Source organism: Geobacter pickeringii, from assembly GCF_000817955.1.
Taxonomy (GTDB): Bacteria; Desulfobacterota; Desulfuromonadia; order Geobacterales; family Geobacteraceae; genus Geobacter; species Geobacter pickeringii.
The window spans coordinates 1-20,908 of the sequence record NZ_CP009788.1 but is presented as its reverse complement, the minus strand read 5'-3'; the positions used below and the strand labels follow the sequence as shown (position 1 = coordinate 20,908).

At 64.6% G+C, this 20,908-nt stretch carries 13 protein-coding genes and 2 pseudogenes; all 15 read right to left on the bottom strand.

Annotated features, from left to right (window positions below; all coding sequences use genetic code 11):
• Nucleotides 1–47: 47 nt before the first annotated feature.
• The 15 genes and pseudogenes from GPICK_RS00065 to dnaA all read right to left on the bottom strand — a co-directional run bounded on the left by GPICK_RS00065 (nucleotide 48) and on the right by dnaA (nucleotide 20,882).
• Nucleotides 48–1,127 carry a radical SAM/SPASM domain-containing protein gene (locus GPICK_RS00065; protein WP_039739356.1) on the bottom strand — a complete coding sequence of 360 codons (1,080 nt, stop codon included), beginning with the start codon at nucleotides 1,125–1,127 and terminating at the stop codon, nucleotides 48–50.
• Between the two features lie 80 nt (nucleotides 1,128–1,207).
• Nucleotides 1,208–1,963 (bottom strand): ABC transporter permease, encoded by a 756-nt coding sequence (locus tag GPICK_RS00060; RefSeq protein WP_039739352.1) that lies wholly within the window; start codon nucleotides 1,961–1,963, stop codon nucleotides 1,208–1,210.
• Nucleotides 1,963–2,889, bottom strand: a complete 927-nt coding sequence (locus GPICK_RS00055; protein ID WP_039745051.1) for a daunorubicin resistance protein DrrA family ABC transporter ATP-binding protein — start codon at nucleotides 2,887–2,889, stop codon at nucleotides 1,963–1,965. Before GPICK_RS00055 ends, GPICK_RS00060 begins: the two co-directional genes overlap by 1 nt.
• 11 nt (nucleotides 2,890–2,900) lie before the next feature.
• The gene (locus tag GPICK_RS18130; protein WP_407920205.1) at nucleotides 2,901–3,485 is read right to left on the bottom strand and encodes a sensor histidine kinase; all 585 of its coding nucleotides are present in this window, start codon (nucleotides 3,483–3,485) and stop codon (nucleotides 2,901–2,903) included.
• A 40-nt stretch (nucleotides 3,486–3,525) separates the two neighbouring features.
• A pseudogene (locus tag GPICK_RS17950) lies at nucleotides 3,526–5,358 on the bottom strand (histidine kinase dimerization/phospho-acceptor domain-containing protein); the annotation flags it as partial.
• Between the two features lie 46 nt (nucleotides 5,359–5,404).
• Nucleotides 5,405–6,946, bottom strand: a complete 1,542-nt coding sequence (locus tag GPICK_RS00045) for a response regulator (protein ID WP_039739349.1) — start codon at nucleotides 6,944–6,946, stop codon at nucleotides 5,405–5,407.
• Nucleotides 6,943–8,538, bottom strand: coding sequence for a sensor histidine kinase (locus tag GPICK_RS00040; RefSeq protein WP_236685601.1), 1,596 nt, complete (start codon nucleotides 8,536–8,538; stop codon nucleotides 6,943–6,945). The genes GPICK_RS00045 and GPICK_RS00040 overlap by 4 nt, the downstream gene beginning before the upstream one ends.
• Before the next feature lie 86 nt (nucleotides 8,539–8,624).
• Nucleotides 8,625–9,026 (bottom strand): annotated as a pseudogene (locus GPICK_RS17690) (cache domain-containing protein); the annotation flags it as partial.
• A gap of 290 nt (nucleotides 9,027–9,316) precedes the next feature.
• Nucleotides 9,317–10,324, bottom strand: coding sequence for an NAD(P)H-dependent glycerol-3-phosphate dehydrogenase (locus GPICK_RS00035; protein WP_039739346.1), 1,008 nt, complete (start codon nucleotides 10,322–10,324; stop codon nucleotides 9,317–9,319).
• Between the two features lie 34 nt (nucleotides 10,325–10,358).
• On the bottom strand, nucleotides 10,359–11,936 hold the full coding sequence (locus GPICK_RS00030) for a HEAT repeat domain-containing protein (protein WP_039739343.1): 1,578 nt from the start codon (nucleotides 11,934–11,936) through the stop codon (nucleotides 10,359–10,361).
• 67 nt (nucleotides 11,937–12,003) lie between these two features.
• Nucleotides 12,004–14,577 carry a DNA gyrase subunit A gene (gene gyrA, locus GPICK_RS00025; protein ID WP_039739340.1) on the bottom strand — a complete coding sequence of 858 codons (2,574 nt, stop codon included), beginning with the start codon at nucleotides 14,575–14,577 and terminating at the stop codon, nucleotides 12,004–12,006.
• A 33-nt stretch (nucleotides 14,578–14,610) separates the two neighbouring features.
• Complete coding sequence (gene gyrB, locus GPICK_RS00020) at nucleotides 14,611–16,998, bottom strand: DNA topoisomerase (ATP-hydrolyzing) subunit B (RefSeq protein ID WP_039739338.1); 2,388 nt, start codon at nucleotides 16,996–16,998, stop codon at nucleotides 14,611–14,613.
• Nucleotides 16,999–17,007: 9 nt separating this feature from the next.
• Nucleotides 17,008–18,105 (bottom strand): DNA replication/repair protein RecF, encoded by a 1,098-nt coding sequence (gene recF / locus GPICK_RS00015; protein ID WP_039745045.1) that lies wholly within the window; start codon nucleotides 18,103–18,105, stop codon nucleotides 17,008–17,010.
• A 79-nt stretch (nucleotides 18,106–18,184) separates the two neighbouring features.
• On the bottom strand, nucleotides 18,185–19,303 hold the full coding sequence (dnaN, locus tag GPICK_RS00010; RefSeq protein ID WP_039739336.1) for a DNA polymerase III subunit beta: 1,119 nt from the start codon (nucleotides 19,301–19,303) through the stop codon (nucleotides 18,185–18,187).
• Between the two features lie 226 nt (nucleotides 19,304–19,529).
• Nucleotides 19,530–20,882 (bottom strand): chromosomal replication initiator protein DnaA, encoded by a 1,353-nt coding sequence (gene dnaA / locus GPICK_RS00005; RefSeq protein ID WP_039739333.1) that lies wholly within the window; start codon nucleotides 20,880–20,882, stop codon nucleotides 19,530–19,532.
• Between the last annotated feature and the right edge of the window lie 26 nt (nucleotides 20,883–20,908).

Sequence of the window (20,908 nt, the reverse complement as noted above, 5' to 3'; positions counted from 1 at the left end):
AAAGCTTACAGCTTTTCTCCGTGCCTCCGTGTCTCCGTGGCAGATTTTCATGCTTTTTCTTGCGCCTTCTGCAACCGGATCGGCACGTAATTGCAGAACGGCTCTTCTTCCATGTAATCCCCGTGCACCGCGTCGGCTCGGGCACGGCAGCCACCGCAGACGTTGAGGTATTCGCACTCGCCGCACTTTCCCTTGTAGGCCTTGAAGTTGCGCAGGTCCCTGAAGATCTCGGAGTTTTCCCAGATCTCCCGGAAGGGGGTTTCCTTCACGTTGCCGGCGGTGCGGTGGAAGTAGGAGCAGGGCTTCACGTTGCCGAAGCAGTCGATGAGGCAGATGGTCTGGGCCGCGATGCACCCCTTGCCGCCGCCGGTGGAAAAGGTAAGCGACCGGCGCTCGAACTTGACCCCTTCGGCCTTAGCCTTCTGGGGGACGAGCCGGTAGTAGTGGGGGGCGCAGGTGGGGCGCATGAGGATGTCGTCCTCCAGCTTCTCCTGCTGGTAGTGCCACTCCAGGATCTCCTCGTAGTCCTCCTTGGTGATGAGCTCGTTCATGATCTCCTCCCCCCGGCCGGTGGGGACGATCATGAACATGTACCAGGCGGTGGCCCCCAGGGACTTGGCAAGCTTGAAGGTGTCGGCGATGTCGTGCTGGTTCCGCTTGGTGAAGGAGGAGTTGATGAGGAACTTCTGGCCATTGCGGCGGAAGATCTCGGCGGCGCGCACGACCCCTTCGAAGGAGCCGGGGCACTGGCGGAAGTTGTCGTGGACCTCGGCGGAGGAGCCGTCCAGCGATAGGGAGACCATCTTGATGTCGGCCTTCTTCATCCTGGCGCAGATCTCGTCGGTGACCAGCGCCCCGTTGGTGGCCATGCACATCCGCAGGCCGAGAGAGGTGCCGTACTCGGCCAGTTCGAAGATGTCCTTGCGCATGAGGGGCTCGCCGCCGGAGAGAACGACCACCGGCTTGGAAAAGTCGGCGATCTCCTTGAGGAGCTTTTTCCCCTCGTCAGTGGTGAAGTCCCCTTCGGAGGAGGTCATGTCGGAAGAACAGCGGCAGTGGACGCACTTGAGGTTGCATTTCTGGGTGGTTTCCCAGGCAACCCATTTGGGTATGAATTCTTCGGCCATTTGGTTCTCCGTTTGTGTGACAATCCTTTAAATCCTACTATGAACGGCGCCGGCAGCACAAGAAGTTTAGCGCCCCGCCCCTACTCTTCGATTTTCCGGTTGAAGATGGCCACGGCGCCGGCAAAGGCAACGGCGGCGGAGAGGGCGAGAATGGCGAGGGAGGAGCCGTTCAGCTCCCCCGTCAGGAGCGCCACCCGCGATCCCTCGAAGAGGGCAGTGGTCGGGATGGCCGTCACGAAGGCGCGGACGCCGGCGGGATAGGAGGAGACCGGGAAGAAGACCCCGGACATGAAGATGAGCGGCATGATCACCACCGCCTGGACCTTGCCGATGGTCTCCGGCTTATCGAGGACGGTACCGCAGACCGTGCCGATACAGGAGAAGATCATGGAACCGAGGACGATGAAGGCGAGGTACCCGGCCAGATGGGCCACCGCGACGCGGAACCCCGTCAGGAGGAAGATGACCGTAGCCACCGCCACCCCCTTGAGGGCGCCGTGGGTAAAGCCGGAGATGATCTTGCCGATGACGATGTCGTAGACCGTGATGGGGGTCACCCGGTACGCCTCGATGGTCCGCTGGACCTTACGATGGAACCACATGCTCCAGGCGCTCTCGTCGAAGGCGGCCGAAACGGCGGTCATGGTGATGAGTCCCGGCGCCATGAAGACGGTGTAGGGGACCCCCTCCACGTTGGCGATGTATCCCTTGAGGCCAAAACCGAAGGCGAGGTAGAAGGTGAGGGGGGAGGCGACCACCGCCAGCAGCTCCGAGAAGAGGCTGCGGCGGAGCACCAGCATGTCGCGGTTCCAGATGGAGAAGGCACCCTTGAACATTATTCCCGAACCTCCCGCCCCGTCAGCTCGATAAAGACATCCTCCAGGGACGGCTCCCGCAGGCAGAGCTTCCGGATATCCTCGGTACCGATGGCGTCCATGAGGGGTTTCAGGCTTTCCTCGCCGGCAAGACAGAGGCGGAAGGTGTCCCCCGCGCGCTGGAGCGACCGGACGAAGGGGAAGCCGGCGAGCATCGCCTCGTAGCGGTCGGCATGGGCCCGGAACTGGAGCTCGTAGACGTGGGCATGGGCCATCCGCTCCTTGAGCTCCGCGGAGCTCCCGTCCACCAGGGCCCGGCCGTGGTCCATGATGACGATCCGGTCGCAGAGGGCGTCGGCCTCGTCCATGTAGTGGGTGGTGAGGAAGATGGTCATGGAATCCCGCAGCGAGTCGACGTACTCCCAGACCGCCCGGCGGGACTGGGGGTCGAGGCCGGTGGTGGGCTCGTCGAGGAAGAGAACCCGGGGGCGGTGGACCAGGGCCCGGGCCACCACGAGGCGCCGCTGCATCCCACCGCTGAACGTGTCGGGGAAGTCGTGCTGGCGCCCGCTGAGCCCCACCAGCTCCAGGAGCTCGTCGATCCGGCGGTTGTAGTCGGCGGGGGCCATGCCGTGGAGCCGGGCCTGCATGGCCAGGTTCTCCCGGCAGGTGAGGTAGCGGTCCAGGTTGTTGTCCTGGGGGACGACACCGATGAGGCGGCGCACCTCTTTCCCCGCCCGCTGCACGTCGTGCCCCTCCACCAGCGCCGTGCCGGCATCGGGGCGGATGAGCGTGGTGAGGATCTTGATGATGGTGGTCTTGCCGGCGCCGTTGGGGCCGAGGAGGGCGAAGATGGTCCCCCGCGCCACCTCCAGGGAGAAACGCTCCACCGCCGCGAGGGAGCCGTAGTGCTTGGTGATGCCACGGAGTGAAAGGGCCGAATCCATGGACTCAGACCTCATTCCGTCGGGAAGATGAGGGAGAAGACGCTCCCCGTCCCGCCGGCCCCCGGCTCCACCCAGACCATCCCGCCGTGGGCGTCCATGATCCCCTTGACGATGGAGAGGCCAAGCCCCGACCCCTTGGACATGTAGCCGGTCTTTCCCGAGGAGTGGTAGGCGATGTCGCCGATGCCGTAGAACTTCTCGAAGATCCGCACCCGCTCCTCCTCGGGGATGCCGACCCCGGTGTCGGCGACGTCGAGGCGGTAGAACCCCCCCGACTTCTCCACATTCTCGGGGAACTCCCGGTAGAAGCAGCGGAGGAACTCCCGCCGGCCGAGGAGCTCGTTGCGGCCGACGGCGTGTCCGGAGATTTCGATTCGCCCGCCATCCGGCGTGACCGTGGGCGTCCATGATCCCCTTGACGATGGAGAGGCCAAGCCCCGACCCCTTGGACATGTAGCCGGTCTTTCCCGAGGAGTGGTAGGCGATGTCGCCGATGCCGTAGAACTTCTCGAAGATCCGCACCCGCTCCTCCTCGGGGATGCCGACCCCGGTGTCGGCGACGTCGAGGCGGTAGAACCCCCCCGACTTCTCCACATTCTCGGGGAACTCCCGGTAGAAGCAGCGGAGGAACTCCCGCCGGCCGAGGAGCTCGTTGCGGCCGACGGCGTGTCCGGAGATTTCGATTCGCCCGCCATCCGGCGTGAACTTGATGGCATTTTCCAGGAGATTGCGGACCACGAGCCGGCAGAACCCCTCGTCCGCCGGGATGGCGCTGGAGTCCGCGGCGATGGTCACCGCGATGTCCCGCTCCGACAGGGGGAGGAGAAGGGTATGGCGGACCTCCTCGCAGAGGGAGGTGAGGTTCACCGGCCGCTTCTGCAGCACGAACCCCTTGGCCTCGATGCGGGAGATGGAGAGGAGGTCGTCGACGATCCCCTTGAGCTGGGTCACCCCCTCATAGACCGACTCCATCATCTCCTTCTGCTCCGGGGTCATGGGGATGTCGCTGTAGTGGAGGAGGAGCTGGAGCCCCCCCATGATGGAGGTGAGGGGGGTCTTGAGCTCGTGGGAGGCCATGCCGATGAAGCTGTTCTTGGCCTGGTTGAGGCGGCCGAGTTCGATGTTGGCCCGCTTCACCTCCTCCAGGTGCTCCTTCAGTTCCCGCTTGCTCCGTTGGAGCTCCTCGTTCTTATCCTTCATCCGGTCGTAGAGGGTGTGGTTCTCGATGAGGACCGCCATCTGGTTGGCGATGGAGGAGAGGAGGAAGACCTCCCGGTCGGTGTAGTTGCGGACCGAGCGGTGGGAGACGAAGAGGACCCCGATCACCCCCGAGCCGATCATGAGGGGGAGGGCGCACCACGCCCCCATCCCCATCGCCTCGGCCGCCTCCTCCACCGCCGGGGTGAAGTGGCCGGAGATCTCGTCGGATTTGATCGATTTCCCCCCCAGGACCTCCCGGACCCAGCCGACATCCCGGCGCAGGGTCCGGAATGCAGCGGCGAACTCCCGGGAGAGGCCGAGCCAGGCGGTGAGGGTCAGGGTCCCGCGCTCCAGAAGGTGGATGCTGGAAAAATCGATCTGGAGCATGTGGTGGAGCTGGGAGAGGAGATCGACCATGATCCGCTTGGAGCCGCGGCGGGAGTTGAGGCGGTAGGCGACGGCGTAGAGGGTGAGGAGCTCCCGGTCGGTGAGCTTCTTCTCCTCCTCCATCCGCTTGCGCTTGGTGATGTCCTTGATGACGTAGACGTAGCCGTGCTTGCTCTCGGTGGGGTGCATGGGGTAGCAGGAGGCGTTGTACCACCCCTTGAGCATCGGGAAGCGGACATCCTCCTGGTCGGGCTTGAGCTCGGCGCAGAGTCTGAAGATGCTCCCGTCGGCCTCCCGGTCGCCGTAGAAGAGCGTGGTGATGTCGGTGCCGATGACGCGGTTGTAGGTGGTGCGGAAGTACTCGATCAGCTTGTTGTTGCAGCGGATCACCGTCCCCTTCGGGTCGGTGAGGACGACGAGATCGGAGACGGCGTCGAAGGCCGCCTCCCACTCGATCTTTCCCTGGCGGATCGCCAGCTCGGCCCGGCGCCGGGTCCGCCGCTCGGCCGCTTCCCGCAGCTCCCGCTCCACCGCGGGGATGAGCCGCGACAGGTTCCCCTTCATGAGGTAGTCGTGGGCCCCGGCCCGCATGGCGTCCACGAGCATCTCCTCGCCGATCTTGCCGGAGACGATGATGAAGGGGAGGTCGAGGCCGCTTTTCTTCAGGGTCTGCAGGGCGGCCGGCGCCGAGAAGTTCGGCATCCGGTAATCGGAGATGACCAGGTCCCACTCCCGGCCGGCGAGGGCCTGTTTCATGTCCGGCATGGTCTCGACCCGCTCGTGCTCCAGCTCGTACCCCCCCTTGTGCAGATCACGCAGCAGAAGGGTCGCGTCGTCCTCCGAGTCCTCAACCAGCAGCAGGCGAAGTTTCTTGGTCTCCATAAGCGTCAGTGCCACTCCATTGTCATTGATTCCCGTCTTCTGCCGCTCAGGCAGCGGGCGGGGCCCCGTCGTCGAGGGGGAGGAGGAACCGGAAGGTGCTCCCCGCGCCGATCTCACTCTCGGCCCAGATGCAGCCGTGATGCGCATCGACCACTTTCCGGCAGAAGGCGAGGCCGAGACCGCTGCCGCTCACCTTCCCCTGCCGGCGGTTCTTCGCCTGGACGAACCGGTCGAAGATGGTGACGAGGGCGTCGGCCGGAATCCCCACCCCGGTGTCCCGCACGGAGATGAGGAGGGAGCGCCCCGGGGCGGGAAAATCTGCCGCGGGACGGAATGCCGGCGGCACGAGTCGACGCGCCGCCCCCCCCTCGACGATGGCGGCATGCACCTCGATCTCTCCCCCCTCGTCGGTGAACTTGATGGCATTGGAGAGGAGGTTTCCCATGAGGCGCGCGAACTTGTTACGGTCCACCGCCACGATGACCTTCTCCGGAGGGAGGGAGAGGCGCAGGGTCAACCCTTCCCGTTGCGCCACCGGCTCGAAACGGGCCAGGACCCCCCCGAGGAGGGGCTCCAGCGCCTCGTCCCGCACGGCGAGCGCCATCCGCCCTGCCTCGAACCTGTGGACGTCGAGGAGGGTGTTGATCATCTCCACCATCTCGGTACAGCTTTCGATGGCCGAGTCGAGGTAGCTTCGCTGCTCTCCGGTCACCTTTCCCAGCCGCTCTTCCCGCACGAGGTCGACGGAACCGACGATGGCGGTGATGGGGGTCTTGAGATCGTGGGAGAGCATGCTGACGAAATCCTCCCGCTCCTGTTCCAGCGCCTTCAGGGCCGAGATGTCGCGGATGATCTCCACGCTCCCCAGCATCTCCCCGCCGGCCCCGACCAGGGGAGCGGCGCTGGCGAGGACCGGGATCGCCCGACCGGCGGCGTGGAGGGTGTAGGCAACGTCGAGGCACGGCTCCCCCGTGGCAAGGACCACCCGGGAGGGGAGCCGCTCGGCGGGGATGTCGGCCGCCAGGAGTTCCTCCACCGGCACCGCCCGGGCGGCGTCCACACTCGCCCCGAGAATCGTTTCGGCTGCCCGGTTGAGGGAGATGACCGCTCCCTGACGATCTACGGCAACGAGCATGTCGGCCATCCCCCGGAGGATCGCCTCCATCTTCCGCCGCTCCTCGTCCAGCTCCCGCTGGAGCCGCTCGTTCTCGATCCGGGTCCGGTTGTAATGGATCGCCCGCTCCACCCGCTTCTTCATGTCGTCGGAGGAGAATGGCTTGGAGATGTAGTCGGCCGCCCCCTTCTTCATCGCCTCCACGGCGATGTCCTCACTGCCGTGGGCGGTCATCATCACCACCACCAGATCGGGGTGCTCACGCCGGATCCGTTCCAGCACCTCGATGCCGTCCATGCGGGGCATCCGGATGTCAAGGAGGATCAGGTCGAAGGGTTCGCCGGAGAGTGCCTCCAGCGCCTCGACGCCGTCCCGGGCGCGGACGGTCCGGTAGCCGGAATCTTCCAGCTGCAGCTTGAGGATGAGGGCGATATCCGCCTCGTCGTCAACTATCAGGATTCGCTCGCCGGTCATTGCTGCTCCTCATGAATGGGGACCGTAAAGGTGAAGATGTTCCCCCCGCCGATCCCCTCGGTGTAGAAGATCCTGCCGTGGTGCCGCTCGACGATCTCCTTGCAGATGGCGAGACCGAGCCCCGTGCCGCCGTGCTGGCGACGGTCGGAGTTGTCGAGCTGCTGGAATTTCTTGAAGAGTTTTCCCCGGTCGGACCACTGGATCTCCCGTCCCCGGTCCGCCACGGAGACGGCGATAAAATTGTCGCTCCGCTCGGCGGTCACCGTCACCGCAGAGCCGCGGGGGGAGAACTTCATCGCGTTGGAGAGAAGATTGGTGAAGACCTGGCCGAGGCGGTCGCGGTCACAGTAGGCCGGCGGGAGATCCTCCCCCACGGCATTGGCCACCGTGATTCCGTGCTCCCGGGCATAACCCGCCAGTTCCTGGATCGCCACGGCCGTCATCTCCCGCACGCTCTGGCGGCCGCAGACGAACTCCAGTCGCCCCGATTCGATCTTGGCAATGTCGAGGATGTCGTTCACGAGCCGGATCAGCCGGTCGGTGTTGCGGAGGCAGATGGTCAGCAGTTCTCCCTCCACCTCGGTGAAGCCTCTCCCTTTGTCGAGAATCAGCTGGAGCGACCCCTTGATGGAGGTGAGCGGCGTCTTGAGCTCGTGGGAGACGGTGGAGATGAACTCGGTCTTCATCCGCCCCACCTCCTCCTCGGCGGTCACGTCCCGCATGGACATCACCACGCCGGCGAATCCTCCCCTCTCGTCGGCGAAGGGAGAAAGATTCACCTTGAGCTGTTTCCCCCCCACCAGCATATCCACGTCCCGGCGGGGCGTCGTATCTCCATTTTCTCTCATGATGGCGATATAATCAACCAGCCGGCAAAATTCTCCCCCCCCGCAGACCTGCTCGATGGTTTTCCCCATGACGCGGTGCGGCACCATCTCGACCAGTTGCTGGGCCGCCGGGTTGAAGAGGATGATCCGCCCCTCCCGGTCGGTGACGGCGATCCCTTCGGCCATGCCGATGAGAATCGCCTCCAAACGCCCCATCTCCTCCCGGAGCGCCGCGGTCCGTTCCGCAACCCGCCGCTCCAGGAGCTCGTTCATCTCCCGCAGTTTCCCGTTCAGCTCCTGCAGGTCGTGGGCCTTGGCGCGGATGGTCCGGTCACGCTCGTCGAGGGTGCGGGCCATGCGATTGAATGCCTCGGCCAGTTCCCCCACCTCGTCGGCGGAGGTGACCGCCACCCGCTGGTGCATGTCCCCCCCTTCGATCATCCGGACCCCCGTGGCAAGTTCGTTCAGGGGGGTGGTGAGCCGCCGGGCGACGAGGTACGCCGTGAGGAAGGAGAGGATGAGGCCGATTACGGCCGAAGTGACGATGTTGCCGATATTTTCCCGCAGGATGCCGTGGAAATCCTGCCCGGAGAGGGCGAGGTAGAGGGCGCCCACATACTCCCCGCGGCTGTTGGTGAGCGGCTCGAAGGCGGTCTTGTAGCGCCGGCCGCCGATGACGGCGTCGCCGTGGTACGGAAGCCCGTTCCGGAGCTGCGCCGTGACCTCGGAAGCAAGAGAAGAAGGATAGGGGACCGCTCCCCCCACGCTCCGCGGCGCCGACTCCCCCCCCGGGTGATCGCCACCACCACCTGCTTGCCGAAGATCTCCTGGACCCGTCCCGGGATCATGACGTCATCGTCGATGATGTCCCCCGCCACAATGGCCCCCACCAGCCGGCCGTCCGGTTTCACCAGCGGCACGACCACCGTAATCATCAGCTTCGGATCACCACCGGCGGGAGCCCGGCACCCCTCCTGCACCCCTTCCTGGCAGAGAAACCCCTGAGTGACGAGCTCCGTGGCCACCACCGGACGGCGCTCCCGGTAGGCCCGCTCGACGACGGGTGCGAGGGCAAAGCGGTCGCCGCTGCGGGGCGAGCCCCACCGGGCGATGACCTGCAGCGACGGATCGACAAACGTGAAGAGCTCCACATGGGGGAGGATGGCGTGCCAGCGGCGGCCCGCATCCCTGAGCCACGCCCCGTCGCGGCGCTCGAACCGTTCCTGCACCGGAGGGGCGGAGGCGGGATGCATGAGCGAGACCCTGATCTCGTTCCCCCGGGCCAGGTACTGATCCCGGGCATAGAGAAGGTTCTCGTTCAGTTCACCGGCGAGGTACTTCTCCAGGAACCCGTCGATGGTTCTGACGGTGGTGTGGATCAGGATGGCATAGGAGACGAGGAGGATGAGGAAGATCGAGAGAAAGATCTTGCTCCTGATGGTGAGTCGCGCATTCATGGGCACCCCTCCGGCACACGGAGCCGCCGGCCGCGGGGGGGCCGGCGGTGAGGGGACGGGGAAAAGGGGGGGTAGGACCGGTGGGCCTAGCCACGCTCCGCCTTCGGGTCCCGGGTCATCAGCTCCAGCACCGCCTGGCGGGCCGGCTTGTCTTCGTAGAGCACCTGGTAGACCTTCTCGGTGATCGGCATCTCCACCCCGATGCGGGCGGCGAGGCGCCAGGCCGACTCGGCGGTCTTCACCCCCTCGGCCACCATCCGCATCTCGCCGAGGATTTCGGCGAGCCGCATCCCCTGGCCGAGTTTCATCCCCACGGTCCGGTTGCGGGAGAGATCGCCGGTGCAGGTGAGCACCAGGTCCCCCATGCCGGCGAGGCCGGCGAAGGTGGCCGGATCGGCCCCCATGGCGACGCCGAGGCGGGTCATCTCCGCCAGCCCACGGGTGATGAGGGCCGCCCGGGTGTTGTGCCCGAGGCCGAGACCGTCCGAGATCCCGGCGGCCACCGCAATGACGTTCTTGAGCGAGCCGCCGATCTCGACCCCCATCACATCGCCGTTGGTGTAGACCCGAAAATAAGGGGTGGCGAAGACGCGCTGGACGAGGGCGGCCACCGTCTGGTCGGTGGCGGCCGCCACCACCGCCGTCGGCATCTCCTGGGCCACCTCCCGGGCGAAGCTCGGCCCCGAGAGGACGCAGAAGCGCCGCGCGATGGCGGCGGGAAGCACCTCCGCGCAGACCTGGTCGACGGTCATCATGGTGTCGAGCTCGATCCCCTTGGAGGCGTTGACGAGGGTGACCCCGGGACGGAGGAGCGGGGCAAGCTGCCGCAGCACCGTGCGCATCACCTGGGAGGGGGAGACGAGGAGGATGATATCCTTGCCGGCGGCCGCTTCCTCCAGGGAGTTGGTGAACGCCAGGCCGGCGGAAAGCTCGATGCCGGGGAGGAAGAGGGAGTTGACGCGGCGTTCGCGCATCTCCGCCACCAGCTCCGGCTCGTAGGCCCAGAGGGTGACGTCCGCCCCTTTCTTCGCCAGGAGGTTCGCCAGGGTGGTTCCCCAGCTCCCCGCCCCGATCACGCCGATCCGCTCGCTCATTTGCATCTCCTTCTCCTGAAGATTGTGCCGCCGGCTACTCCAGCTCGTCACCGTCATCGTCGTCATGGTCGGGGGAGGGGAATTCGTACCCCTCGGCCCGGGCCTCCCGCACCATCATGATCAGATCCACCAGCCAGCGCCGCACAAAGGGGTGCCGGTGAGGCGCCACCGTCCCGCGGGAGAGGGTGACCGCCGCCGCCAGGGTCTGCTCCACGAGGAGCTCCTCCCGCCCCGACCGCGCCAGGAGGTCGGCGGTGAGGAAGAGGCGCCGGACGAGCCGGTCCATGCGGGGAACCACCTGCTCCCGGCACCACCGCTCCAGGAACCGGTCGATTCCCGCCTCGTCCTGCCGGCCGAAGGGGTCATCCCCCTGCCGCTCCAGCTCTTCGGCCAGGAGCCGGGTGCGCCCGGTGAAGACGAACCAGCCGTCGTAGAACCAGTCCTGCAGCAGCTCCTCCGTCCCGGCCATCCGCCACGGCAGGGCGAACTGCTCAAGATCCTTCCCGGCGAAGGAGGGGACGTAGAGGGCCGGCGTCAGGTCGACGCCGGCAAAGATCCGCTGCCGGACGTAGAACTCGGGGGGGAGGTAGAAGCCGGCTGCCACGCTGCGGTGGATGGCGTCCCGGACGAGTTCCGCCCCATGGGCCGGCTCCACCGCCACCAAGGCCTCCTCGACCCGGTTTTCGGCGAGGATCTTCCCATACTCCTCGGGGGTGATCCCGCTCCATCCCCAGGCCTCCCGCATCCCCTCGCTCTCGTGGAGCTCCATGAAGAGGGTGTCGAGCCGCTCCTCGCCGCGCCACCGCGCCACCATGACGCAGCTGAGGCCGGCGGCATCCACGGGGCTCGCGTAGGCGGCATGGAAGGGGAGGAGGGGACCCTCGGCGGCAACCGGCTCCGGCCCGAGGCCGAGAAAGCTCAGGCGCCGCAGGCTCCGCTCCGCCAGGGAGCGCTGCTCCTCCGGCGCCCCCGCCACGAAGCGACGCAGCAGTGCCGCCGCCTCAGGGGTCCGGATCCGCCCGAGGGTCTCCAGCACCTCCCGGAGGGTCTCCGGCTCGTCAAAGCCGAGGAGGACGGCGAAGATCTCCACCACCCGGTGGTCGTCCACCCGGCCCAGCTCCCGGACGATGGCCCGCTGGGCCTCCACGTCGTAGGCGACGAAGTCCTCCATGAACATCATCACCCCCTTCTCCCCCTTGTCGAGGAGGCGGGGGAGGGTCACCCGCAGCGGTCCCCCCGTCTCGTCCAGGATTCGGGCGAAGGGGGGGGCGGAGACGTCGACCCCGTACCCCGCCAGGGCCGACAGGAGCACCGCACGGGCCTCATCCTCCAGATCCGTGCGGGAGATGGTGATGGTGATGAGCTGATCGAGCCACGGTTCGTCCTCGAAGAAGTCGAGGAGGTAGGTATAGCGCGAGATGAGGTCGCCGCTCCGCTCCTGCCAGAGGCGGCGGACCAGGGGGGAGAGGGCCCGGCGCCCCGCCTTCTTGAGCCGGGTGCCGATCTCCTCCATCTCGTCGACCGTTATGGATTCCTTTTTCAGCCGCTCCAGAAGGTCGAGGATATCCCGACGCTCCCGAAGGGTCGTGTCGATGGTGCGGTGTCGTTCCATAGCCAGGGACGGGTGCCGGGAGGGGTGATCCGGTTGTTCGCCGGGTGCCGCCACTCCCGTGCCGACCCTACTCCTCCACCACCTCCGCCTCGGCGATCTCATCGCCGGCGGCATCCCCCTCGTCCCCTTCATCCTTCTCGGCCAGCTTGGCCACCGCCACGATCCGCTCGTGCTGCTCGGCGGTCATGAGCTTCACCCCCTGGGTGTTGCGGCCGATGACCGAGAACTGGGCCACGGGGATCCGGAGGATCTTCCCCTGATCGGTGATGAGCATCAGGTCGTTCTCGTCGGTGACCTGCATGATGTCCACCACGCAGCCGTTGCGCTCAGTGGTCTTGATGGTGATGATCCCCTTGCCGCTGCGGGACTGGACGCGGTACTCGTCCAGCTCGGTCCGCTTGCCGAAGCCGTTCTCGGTGACGGTGAAGATGGTGGAACCGGTGGCGTTGGGGTTGATGATCTCCATCCCGATCACCACGTCGTCGTCCTCCAGGGTCATCCCCCGCACCCCGCGGGAGACCCGTCCCATGGGGCGGGCATCCTCCTCATGGAAACGGATCGACTTGCCGTTGGTTGACGCCAGGAGCACATCCTGGTTCCCGTCGGTGAGGGCGACGCTGATCAGCTTGTCGCCGTCGTCGAGGTTGACGGCAATGATCCCGCCGCTCCGGATGTTGGCGTATTCCCGCAGCGGGCTCTTCTTCACCACCCCCTGGCGGGTCGCCATGATGATGTTGCGCTCGTCGTCGAAACCCTTCACCGAGAGGATGGCGGTGATCTGCTCGGTGGCCTGGAGGTTCAGGAGGTTGACGATGGCCTTGCCGCGGGTCGCCCGACCCCCCTCGGGAATCTCGTAGACCTTGATCTGGTACACCTTCCCCGCGTCGGTGAAGAAGAGCATGAAGTCCTTGCTGGAGGCGACGAAGAGATGCTCGACGAAATCCTCTTCCTTGGTCTTCATCCCGGTCTTCCCCTTGCCGCCCCGGCGCTGGGAGCGGTACTGGGAGACGGCGGTCCGCTTGATGTAGCCGGTGTGGGAGACGGTGACCACCACGTCCTCCTCGACGATGGTGTCCTCCAGGGAGATCTCGGCGCTCCGGTCCACGATCTCGGTGCGGCGGGTATCGCCGAACTTCTCCTTCAGCTCCCGCAGCTCCCCCACGATTATGGCGAGGATCTCCGCCTCGGAGGCGAGGATCTCCTTCAGCCGGGCGATGTACTTGAGGATCTCGGCGTACTCGTTCAGGATCTTGTCCCGCTCCAGGCCGGTAAGGCGGTGGAGCCGCAGGTTCAGGATCTCCTGGGCCTGGATCTCGGTGAGCCGTACCGGTTTCTGGTACTGATCGTGGATGGCCGGGAGCGCGAGCCCCATCTTATTCAGCCACCCCTCGTCGGAAAAGAGGCCGGATATGAGCCCTTCCTTGGCCTCCGCCGGGGTCTTGGACCCCCGGATCAGCTCGATGACCGCGTCGAGCCAGTCCAGGGCGATCTTGTACCCTTCCAGGATATGGGCCCGGGCCTCGGCCTTCTTCAGATCGAAGATGGTGCGGCGGGTGACGATCTCCCGGCGGTGGTCGATGAAGTGGTCGATGGCGTCCCGCAGCGTCAGGACCCGCGGCCGTCCCGCCACGATGGCGAGCATGTTGATGCCGAAGGAGGTCTGCATCTGGGTCTGCTTGTAGAGGTGGTTGAGGATGATCTGCGGGTTCTCGTCCCGCTTCAGGTCGATAACGATCCGCATCCCGTCCCGGTCCGACTCGTCCCGGATGTCGCTGATCCCCTCGATCTTCTTCTCCCGCACCAGTTCGGCGATCTTGGTGATGAGGTTCGCCTTGTTCACCTGATAGGGGATCTCGGTGACGACGATGGACTGGCGCTCGGTCTTCTTGTGGGTCTCGATGAAGGCCCGGGCCCGCATCTGGACGATGCCGCGGCCGGTCCGGTACCCCTGGAGGATCCCCTCGCGGCCGTAGATGAAGCCGCCGGTGGGGAAGTCGGGGCCGGGGACGAGGGCCAGCAGCTCCTCGAAGGAGAGGTGGGGGTTGCCGATGACGGCAATGATCCCGTCCACCACCTCCGACAGGTTGTGGGGGGGGATGTTGGTCGCCATGCCGACGGCGATGCCGGAGGAGCCGTTCACCAGCAGGTTCGGGAACTTGGAGGGGAGGACCAGCGGCTCCTGGAGGGAGCCGTCGTAGTTGGGCCCCATCTCCACGGTCTCCTTCTCGATGTCGTTCAGGAGCTCGTGGGCCAGCTGCTCCATCCGGATCTCGGTGTACCGCATGGCCGCCGGCGAGTCGCCGTCCACGGAACCGAAGTTCCCCTGGCCGTCCACCAGCGGGTAGCGGAGCGAGAAGTCCTGGGCCATCCGGACGATGGTGTCGTAGGCGGCCGCGTCGCCGTGGGGGTGGTACTTACCGATCACGTCACCGACCACGCGGGCCGATTTCTTGTACGGCTTGTTCCAATCGTTCCCCATGTCGTACATGGCGTAGAGGCAGCGCCGGTGAACCGGCTTCAGTCCATCACGGACGTCGGGGAGAGCCCGGCCGATGATGACGCTCATGGCGTAGTCCATGTACGAGCGCTTCATCTCGTCTTCGATGTTGACGGCGGTCTTGTTCAGGGTCTGTTCAAGCATGTAGGTTCCTCGGATAGTTCCTGGTATCGGTCATCAGATGTCGAGGTTCGACACGTTCAAGGCGTTCTGCTCGATGAAGTCCCGGCGGGGCTCCACCTGGTCTCCCATGAGGATGGTGAAGATGGTGTCGGCCTCCACGGCGTCCTCGATCTTCACCTGGAGCAGCGTCCGGTTGGTGGGCTCCATGGTGGTCTCCCAGAGCTGCTCCGGGTTCATCTCGCCAAGGCCCTTGTAGCGCTGGATGGAGAGTCCCTTCTTGGCTGAGTCCATGAAGAAGGAGAGGAGCTCCAGGCCGATGGTGGTGGCGAAGAGCTCGTTCCCCTCGCTGGAGACCACGGCTCGGCCGTCGCCGAAGATCTCCCGGACCTTGCGGTGGCTCTCGGCCAGGAGCCCGTACTCGTAGGAACCGATCAGGTCCAGGGTGTGCTGGTCGAGGGCGATGCGGAGGTTGCCGAGGCGTACAATGACGCGCCCGTCCTCCAGCGGGTTGAAGTCGGCCCCTTCGTAGACCTGGGAAAGGTTCGCCAGGGCGGGGATGAGCTGGCCCATATCCTCGATGCCGGGCTTCACTCGCAGTCGCAGGAGCACCCGCACGAGCTCCTCGTTGATCCCCTTGCGCACCACCTTGTCGAGGAGCGCCCGGAACTCCACCAGCTGCTTGAGGACCGGAATGATCTGCTTGCCGCTGTAGCTCTTCTCGCCGCTCTCCAGGAAGAGAACCATATCCTCGGTCCCCTCCTCCAGGAGGTAGCTCTGAAGCGCCGCCTCGTTGCGGAGATAGAGCTCCCTGCGTCCCCGCTTCACCTTGTAGAGCGGCGGCTGGGCGATGTAGAGGTGCCCCCGTTCCACGATCTCCGGCATCTGCCGGAAGAAGAAGGTGAGGAGGAGCGTCAGGATGTGGGAGCCGTCCACGTCGGCGTCGGTCATGACGATGATCCGGTGGTAGCGGAGCTTGGCCACGTCGAAGTCGTCCTTGCCGATGCCGGTGCCGAGCGCCGTGATGAGGGTCCCGATCTCCTGGGAGGAGAGCATCTTGTCGAAGCGGGCCTTCTCCACGTTGAGGATCTTCCCCTTGAGGGGGAGGATCGCCTGGAACTTCCGGTCGCGCCCCTGCTTGGCGGAGCCGCCGGCGGAGTCACCCTCGACCAGGTAGAGTTCGCACAGCGCCGGGTCCCGCTCCTGACAGTCGGCGAGCTTGCCGGGGAGGTTGGAGATGTCGAGGGCCCCCTTGCGCCGGGTCAGTTCGCGCGCTTTCCGCGCCGCCTCCCGGGCCCGGGCCGCCTCGATGGATTTCCCGATAATGTCTTTTGCGACCTTCGGGTTCTCCTCCAGGAAGACCGCCAGCTTCTCGTTCATGAGGGATTCCACGTACCCCTTCACCTCGGAGTTGCCGAGCTTGGTCTTGGTCTGCCCCTCGAACTGCGGCTGAGGGATCTTGACCGAGATGACCGCCGTGAGCCCCTCCCGCAGGTCCTCGCCGGAGATGGCCACCTTCTCCTTCTTGAGGAGCTCGTTGGCGGTGGCGTAGGTGTTCATGGTGCGGGTCAGCGCCGCCCGGAACCCCACCAGGTGGGTACCCCCCTCGTGGGTGTTGATGTTGTTGGCGAAGGTGAAGACCTTCTCGTCGTAGGAGTCGTTGTACTGGAGGGCCACCTCTATCTCGACCCCCCCTTTTTCCCCCTTGAAGTAGATCGGCTTCGGATGGAGAGAGGTCCGGTTACGGTTCAGGTACTCCACGAAGGAGACGATCCCCCCCTCGTAGTGGAAGTCGTGGCGCTTCCCCTCCTCCCGCTCGTCGGCAATGGTAATCCGGACCCCGGCGTTGAGGAACGCCAGCTCCCGCAGCCGTTGCGACAGGACGTCGAAGGAGAATTCGGTGGTCTCGAAGATGGTGTCGTCGGGGAGGAAGGTGATCTTGGTCCCCCGCTTCTTCGTCTCTCCCGTCACCTCGAGAGGGGTCTGGGGATCGCCGCAGGAGTAAGACTGGCGATAGACCGTGCCGTTGCGGCGGATCTCCAGCTCCAGCTTCTTGGAAAGGGCGTTCACCACCGAGACCCCGACGCCGTGGAGGCCGCCGGAGACCTTGTAGGATGTGTTGTCGAACTTGCCGCCGGCGTGGAGGACTGTCAGGACCACCTCCGCCGCCGACCTCCCCTCCGTCGGATGCATATCGGTGGGGATGCCGCGGCCGTTGTCCACCACCGTCACCGAGCCGTCCAGGTGGATGGTGACGTTCACCTCGTCGCAGTAGCCGGCCAGGGCCTCGTCGATGGAGTTGTCGACGATCTCGTAGACCAGGTGGTGGAGCCCCTGGCTCGCCGTGGAGCCGATGTACATGGCGGGGCGCTTGCGGACCGCCGCGAGCCCCTCGAGGACCTTGATCTTGTCTGCACCGTAATCGTAATTCTGTTCGTCAGCCATGTTCTCCCTCTAGCAAAGCGTCACGGTTCCACGTGAAACATGAAACGACGCGCGGGTGTCGATTCCCTCCAGGCGGAGGGATGAAACATCGGTGGTGGTGATGAAGACCTGCATCCGCCTCTCCCGGAGGAACGCCATCAGGTTGGCGTTGCGCTGCCGGTCCAGCTCCGACGAGATGTCGTCGAGGAGGAGCACCGGCGGCGCGCCGTGGAGCCGCTCCAGGTAGTCGATCTCAGCCATCTTGAGGGCAAGCACGAAACTGCGCTGCTGTCCCTGGGATCCGTGGTGTCGGATCACCCGGCCGTTCAGGGCGAACTCCACGTCGTCCCGGTGGGGACCGACCACGGTGCTCCCCCGGCGAAGTTCCTCCTCGGCATGATCGGCATAGAGCCGCAGCAGCGCCCCCTTGCCGTCGTCAGCCATCTCCCCGGGGGAGAGGTGGTGGGGACGGTAGGCGAGCCCCGCCTCTTCGGCACCGTCGGCAATCTGCCGGTAGAAGTGGCGGACCAGCGGCTCGAGGTTCGCAAGGTATTCCAGGCGCTTCGCCATGAGCCGCGCCCCCGCCTCCGCCAGTTGGTCGGTCCAGATATCCAGTCCTGCCCGCTCCCCCCGTTTCAGGAAGGCGTTGCGCTGCTTGAGGAGCCGCTGGTACTCGTGGTAGAGGAGAAGATACCCGAGATCGCCGCTGAAGATGGCCCGGTCGAGGTAGCGCCGCCGCAGCTCCGGCCCCCCCCGGACCATGCCGATCTCCTCCGGGGAGAAGACCACGGCGTTCACGGCGCCAAAGAAATCGGCGAGGCGGACGACCGGTTTTCGGTCGATGCGGGCCTTGCGTCCCTCGCGCCCCAGGTAGAGGGCGATCTCCCGCCGTACTCCGTCCCGCTGAACCCACCCCTCCACCACTGAGTACGGAGTGTTCCAGGAGATCAGATCGGGGGTCCGGGCCAGCCGGAACGACTTCATGGTGCCGAGGAGGTAGATCGCCTCCAGGATCGAGGTCTTTCCCTGGCCGTTGGCGCCGTGAAGGATGTTGAACCGCTCGTTGAAGCAGATTTCCTCTTCGGCGATGTTGCGGAACGAGCGGATCTGGATCTTTGTCACGAGCATGGCGGACCGGCTGAAAAAACGGCAAAAGGCCTCTCCCGGGGAGCGGCCTTTGCCTTCCATGGCGAAAGGGGATGCTGGCCTACAGTCTCATCGGCATGATGACCGCGGTGAACCCTTCGACGCCGGCGGGCTTCACGATGGCGGGGGAGAGCTCGTCCCGCAGCACCAGCGCCACTTCGCTCTCGCTGAGGACCGAGAGGACGTCGATGAGGTACTTGGCGTTGAAGCGAATCGAGAGCGGCACGTTGCCATAGGCGGCGTCGAGCTCCTCCGATGCCTCGCCGAGCTCGGGGTTGCTGGAGGAGATCACCATCCGCTCGGTCTCGATCTCCATCTTGATCCCCTTGAATTTCTCGCTGGAGAGGATCGACATCCGGCGCAGCGAATGGAAAAACGGCTCCCGGGCGACGGTGACGATCTTGTCGTTGGCCACCGGCACGACGCGGGTGTAATCGGGAAACTCGCCATCCACGAGCCGCATCACCACCACGGTGTTACCCTTCTTGATGACGGCGCTGTTGTCCATGAAGCCGAGGGAGAGCTCCGTGGCTTCCTCCTCGCACATCTTCTTCAGTTCGAAGATCCCCTTTTTCGGGAAGATGATCCCCTTGGCCATCTCGGACTGCATTGCGCCGGCGAACTCCTTCTCGGTGATGGAGAGGCGATGGCCGTCGGTGGCCACCATCCGCAGGAGCGCCCGTCCTTCCTCCTCCACCGTCTTCACGAAGATGCCATTCAGGTTGTACTTGGTCTCGTCGAAGCAGATGGCATAGGCGGTCTTTTCAATCATCTCCGCCAGGAGGCGGCTCTCGATCCGGATGAAGCTCTCTTCGTTCACCTTCGGGAAATAGGGGAATTCTTCGGGGGAAAGGCCGACAATGCTGAAGTGGGCCTTGCCGCAACGGATCTCCACCCAGTCGTTCTCCTTGGTGGAGAACGTGATGGTTTCGTCGGGGAGTTCCTTGATGATCTCGTAGAGCTTCTTTGCCGAGACGGTGATCTTTCCCTCCCGGGTGATGGTGGTCTCATAGGAGCTCTTCATGCCCACCTCGAGATCGGTGGCGGTCAGTTCGATCCGGCCATCGTTTGCCTCGATGAGGACATTGGAGAGAATCGGCATGGTGTTGCGCTTCTCGACGATTCCCTGGATCTTCTGGAGGGCTCGCGAAAACGTATCCTTGTCAATCTTGAATTCCATCTCTCCTCCTTTTCAACAGAGCATCAGGTATTTCAATTATGTTTTTTAAAAGACAGTAGTATATAACAGTTTCCTGTGGATGTGTGGATAACCGTGCAACCCACCGGCATGAAACATCTTTTACCGACGGCACCGGTGTTGATGAGATGCCGGTTTTCCCGAGCTTCCGACTGCCGGTCCGCATTTCATCCACACCCCCGTCAGGCTGTCCACAGGGTTGTGCACGTCAGCTCAACAGCCCCTTGCGCAGGTTCTCGATGGTGCTCTTCAGCTCGAAATCCTGTGTGAGGAGCTTCTCGACCTTCTTCACCGAGTGGATGATGGTGGAGTGGTCCTTGCCGCCGAACCGCTCCCCGATCTCGGGATAGGATGCCTTGGTCAGGTCGCGGCAGAGATAGATGGCGATCTGGCGCGGCACCACGAGGACCTTGAGCCGCTTGTCCGATTTCAGCTCCGATACCTTGATGCCGAAGTGGTCAGCCACGTATTTCTGAATCATCTCGACGGTGATTTCCTTCGTCTTGTCGACGATGATGTCCTTGAGGACCTCGCGGGCCATGTCGAGGGAGATGTTCTTGCCGGTGAGGCTCGAAACGGCTCCGAGGCGGATCAGCATCCCCTCCAGTTCCCTGACGTTGGAGGTGGCGCTGGAGGCGAGAAAGAGGGCCACGTCGTCGGGAAGGGAGATGTGGTCGCTTTCCGCCTTCTTGCGCAGGATCGCGATCTTGGTCTCGGTGTCGGGGGGCTGGATGTCGGCGATGAGTCCCCATTCGAAGCGCGAACGGAGACGCTCCTCCAGTCCCGGAATTTCCTTCGGGAATTTGTCGGAGGTGAGAACGATCTGCTTGTGGGACTCGTAGAGGGAGTTGAAGGTGTGGAAAAATTCCTCCTGCGTCGCCTCCTTGCCGGCGATGAACTGGATGTCGTCGATCAGGAGGATGTCCATCTTCCGGAACTTGTTGCGGAACTGGTCCATCTTCTTGTACCGGATCGAGTTGATCATCTCGTTCATGAACTTCTCTGAGGTATAGAAGCAGACGCGGGCCTTCCGGTTCTTCGTCAGGGCATGGTTGCCGATGGCGGTGATGAGGTGGGTCTTGCCGAGCCCCACACCGCCGTAGATGAAGAGCGGGTTGTACTTGCCCGCGGGGGAGTTGGCCACGGCCTGGGCCGCCGCGTGGGCGAACTGGTTGCTCCCGCCGCAGACGAAGGTGTCGAAGGTGTATTTCGGGTTGAGGTTCGAGCTGAAGTCGCTCTCAGCCTTCGGTTCCGGGGAGGGAGCGACTTCGCCGGTCTCCGCTGGCGCAGCGGCAGCTCCCTTTGCCTCAGACGGTTCACGGGGGGCGAGTTTCAGCTCCACGACGAACAGGGAGTCGGTCAGGGTGTGGATCGACTCCTGGATCATGGAGAGGTATCCCTTTTCCGTGATCCATTCCCTGAAAAATTTGTTGGGAACTTCGAGGAGGATGGTGTTCTTCTTCGTCCCGAGGAACCGGATCGGCTTGATCCAGGTGGAAAAGGTCTGCTGGGTGAGAACCTTTTCCATATTGGATTGTGCCTGGTGCCACACTTCTTCCATGACAGACCTTCTCGGGAAACCGGTAG

Excerpts from the sequence above, each read along its gene's own strand:
- GPICK_RS18130 (WP_407920205.1), bottom strand. The coding sequence starts at position 3,485 with ATGTGGAGAAGTCGGGGGGGTTCTACCGCCTCGACGTCGCCGACACCG.
- gyrA (WP_039739340.1), bottom strand. The coding sequence starts at position 14,577 with ATGCTTGAACAGACCCTGAACAAGACCGCCGTCAACATCGAAGACGAG.
- GPICK_RS00060 (WP_039739352.1), bottom strand. The coding sequence starts at position 1,963 with ATGTTCAAGGGTGCCTTCTCCATCTGGAACCGCGACATGCTGGTGCTC.
- recF (WP_039745045.1), bottom strand. The coding sequence starts at position 18,105 with ATGCTCGTGACAAAGATCCAGATCCGCTCGTTCCGCAACATCGCCGAA.
- GPICK_RS00045 (WP_039739349.1), bottom strand. The coding sequence starts at position 6,946 with ATGACCGGCGAGCGAATCCTGATAGTTGACGACGAGGCGGATATCGCC.
- gyrB (WP_039739338.1), bottom strand. The coding sequence starts at position 16,998 with ATGGCTGACGAACAGAATTACGATTACGGTGCAGACAAGATCAAGGTC.
- GPICK_RS00035 (WP_039739346.1), bottom strand. The coding sequence starts at position 10,324 with ATGAGCGAGCGGATCGGCGTGATCGGGGCGGGGAGCTGGGGAACCACC.
- GPICK_RS00030 (WP_039739343.1), bottom strand. The coding sequence starts at position 11,936 with ATGGAACGACACCGCACCATCGACACGACCCTTCGGGAGCGTCGGGAT.
- dnaA (WP_039739333.1), bottom strand. The coding sequence starts at position 20,882 with ATGGAAGAAGTGTGGCACCAGGCACAATCCAATATGGAAAAGGTTCTC.
- dnaN (WP_039739336.1), bottom strand. The coding sequence starts at position 19,303 with ATGGAATTCAAGATTGACAAGGATACGTTTTCGCGAGCCCTCCAGAAG.
- GPICK_RS00065 (WP_039739356.1), bottom strand. The coding sequence starts at position 1,127 with ATGGCCGAAGAATTCATACCCAAATGGGTTGCCTGGGAAACCACCCAG.
- GPICK_RS00055 (WP_039745051.1), bottom strand. The coding sequence starts at position 2,889 with ATGGATTCGGCCCTTTCACTCCGTGGCATCACCAAGCACTACGGCTCC.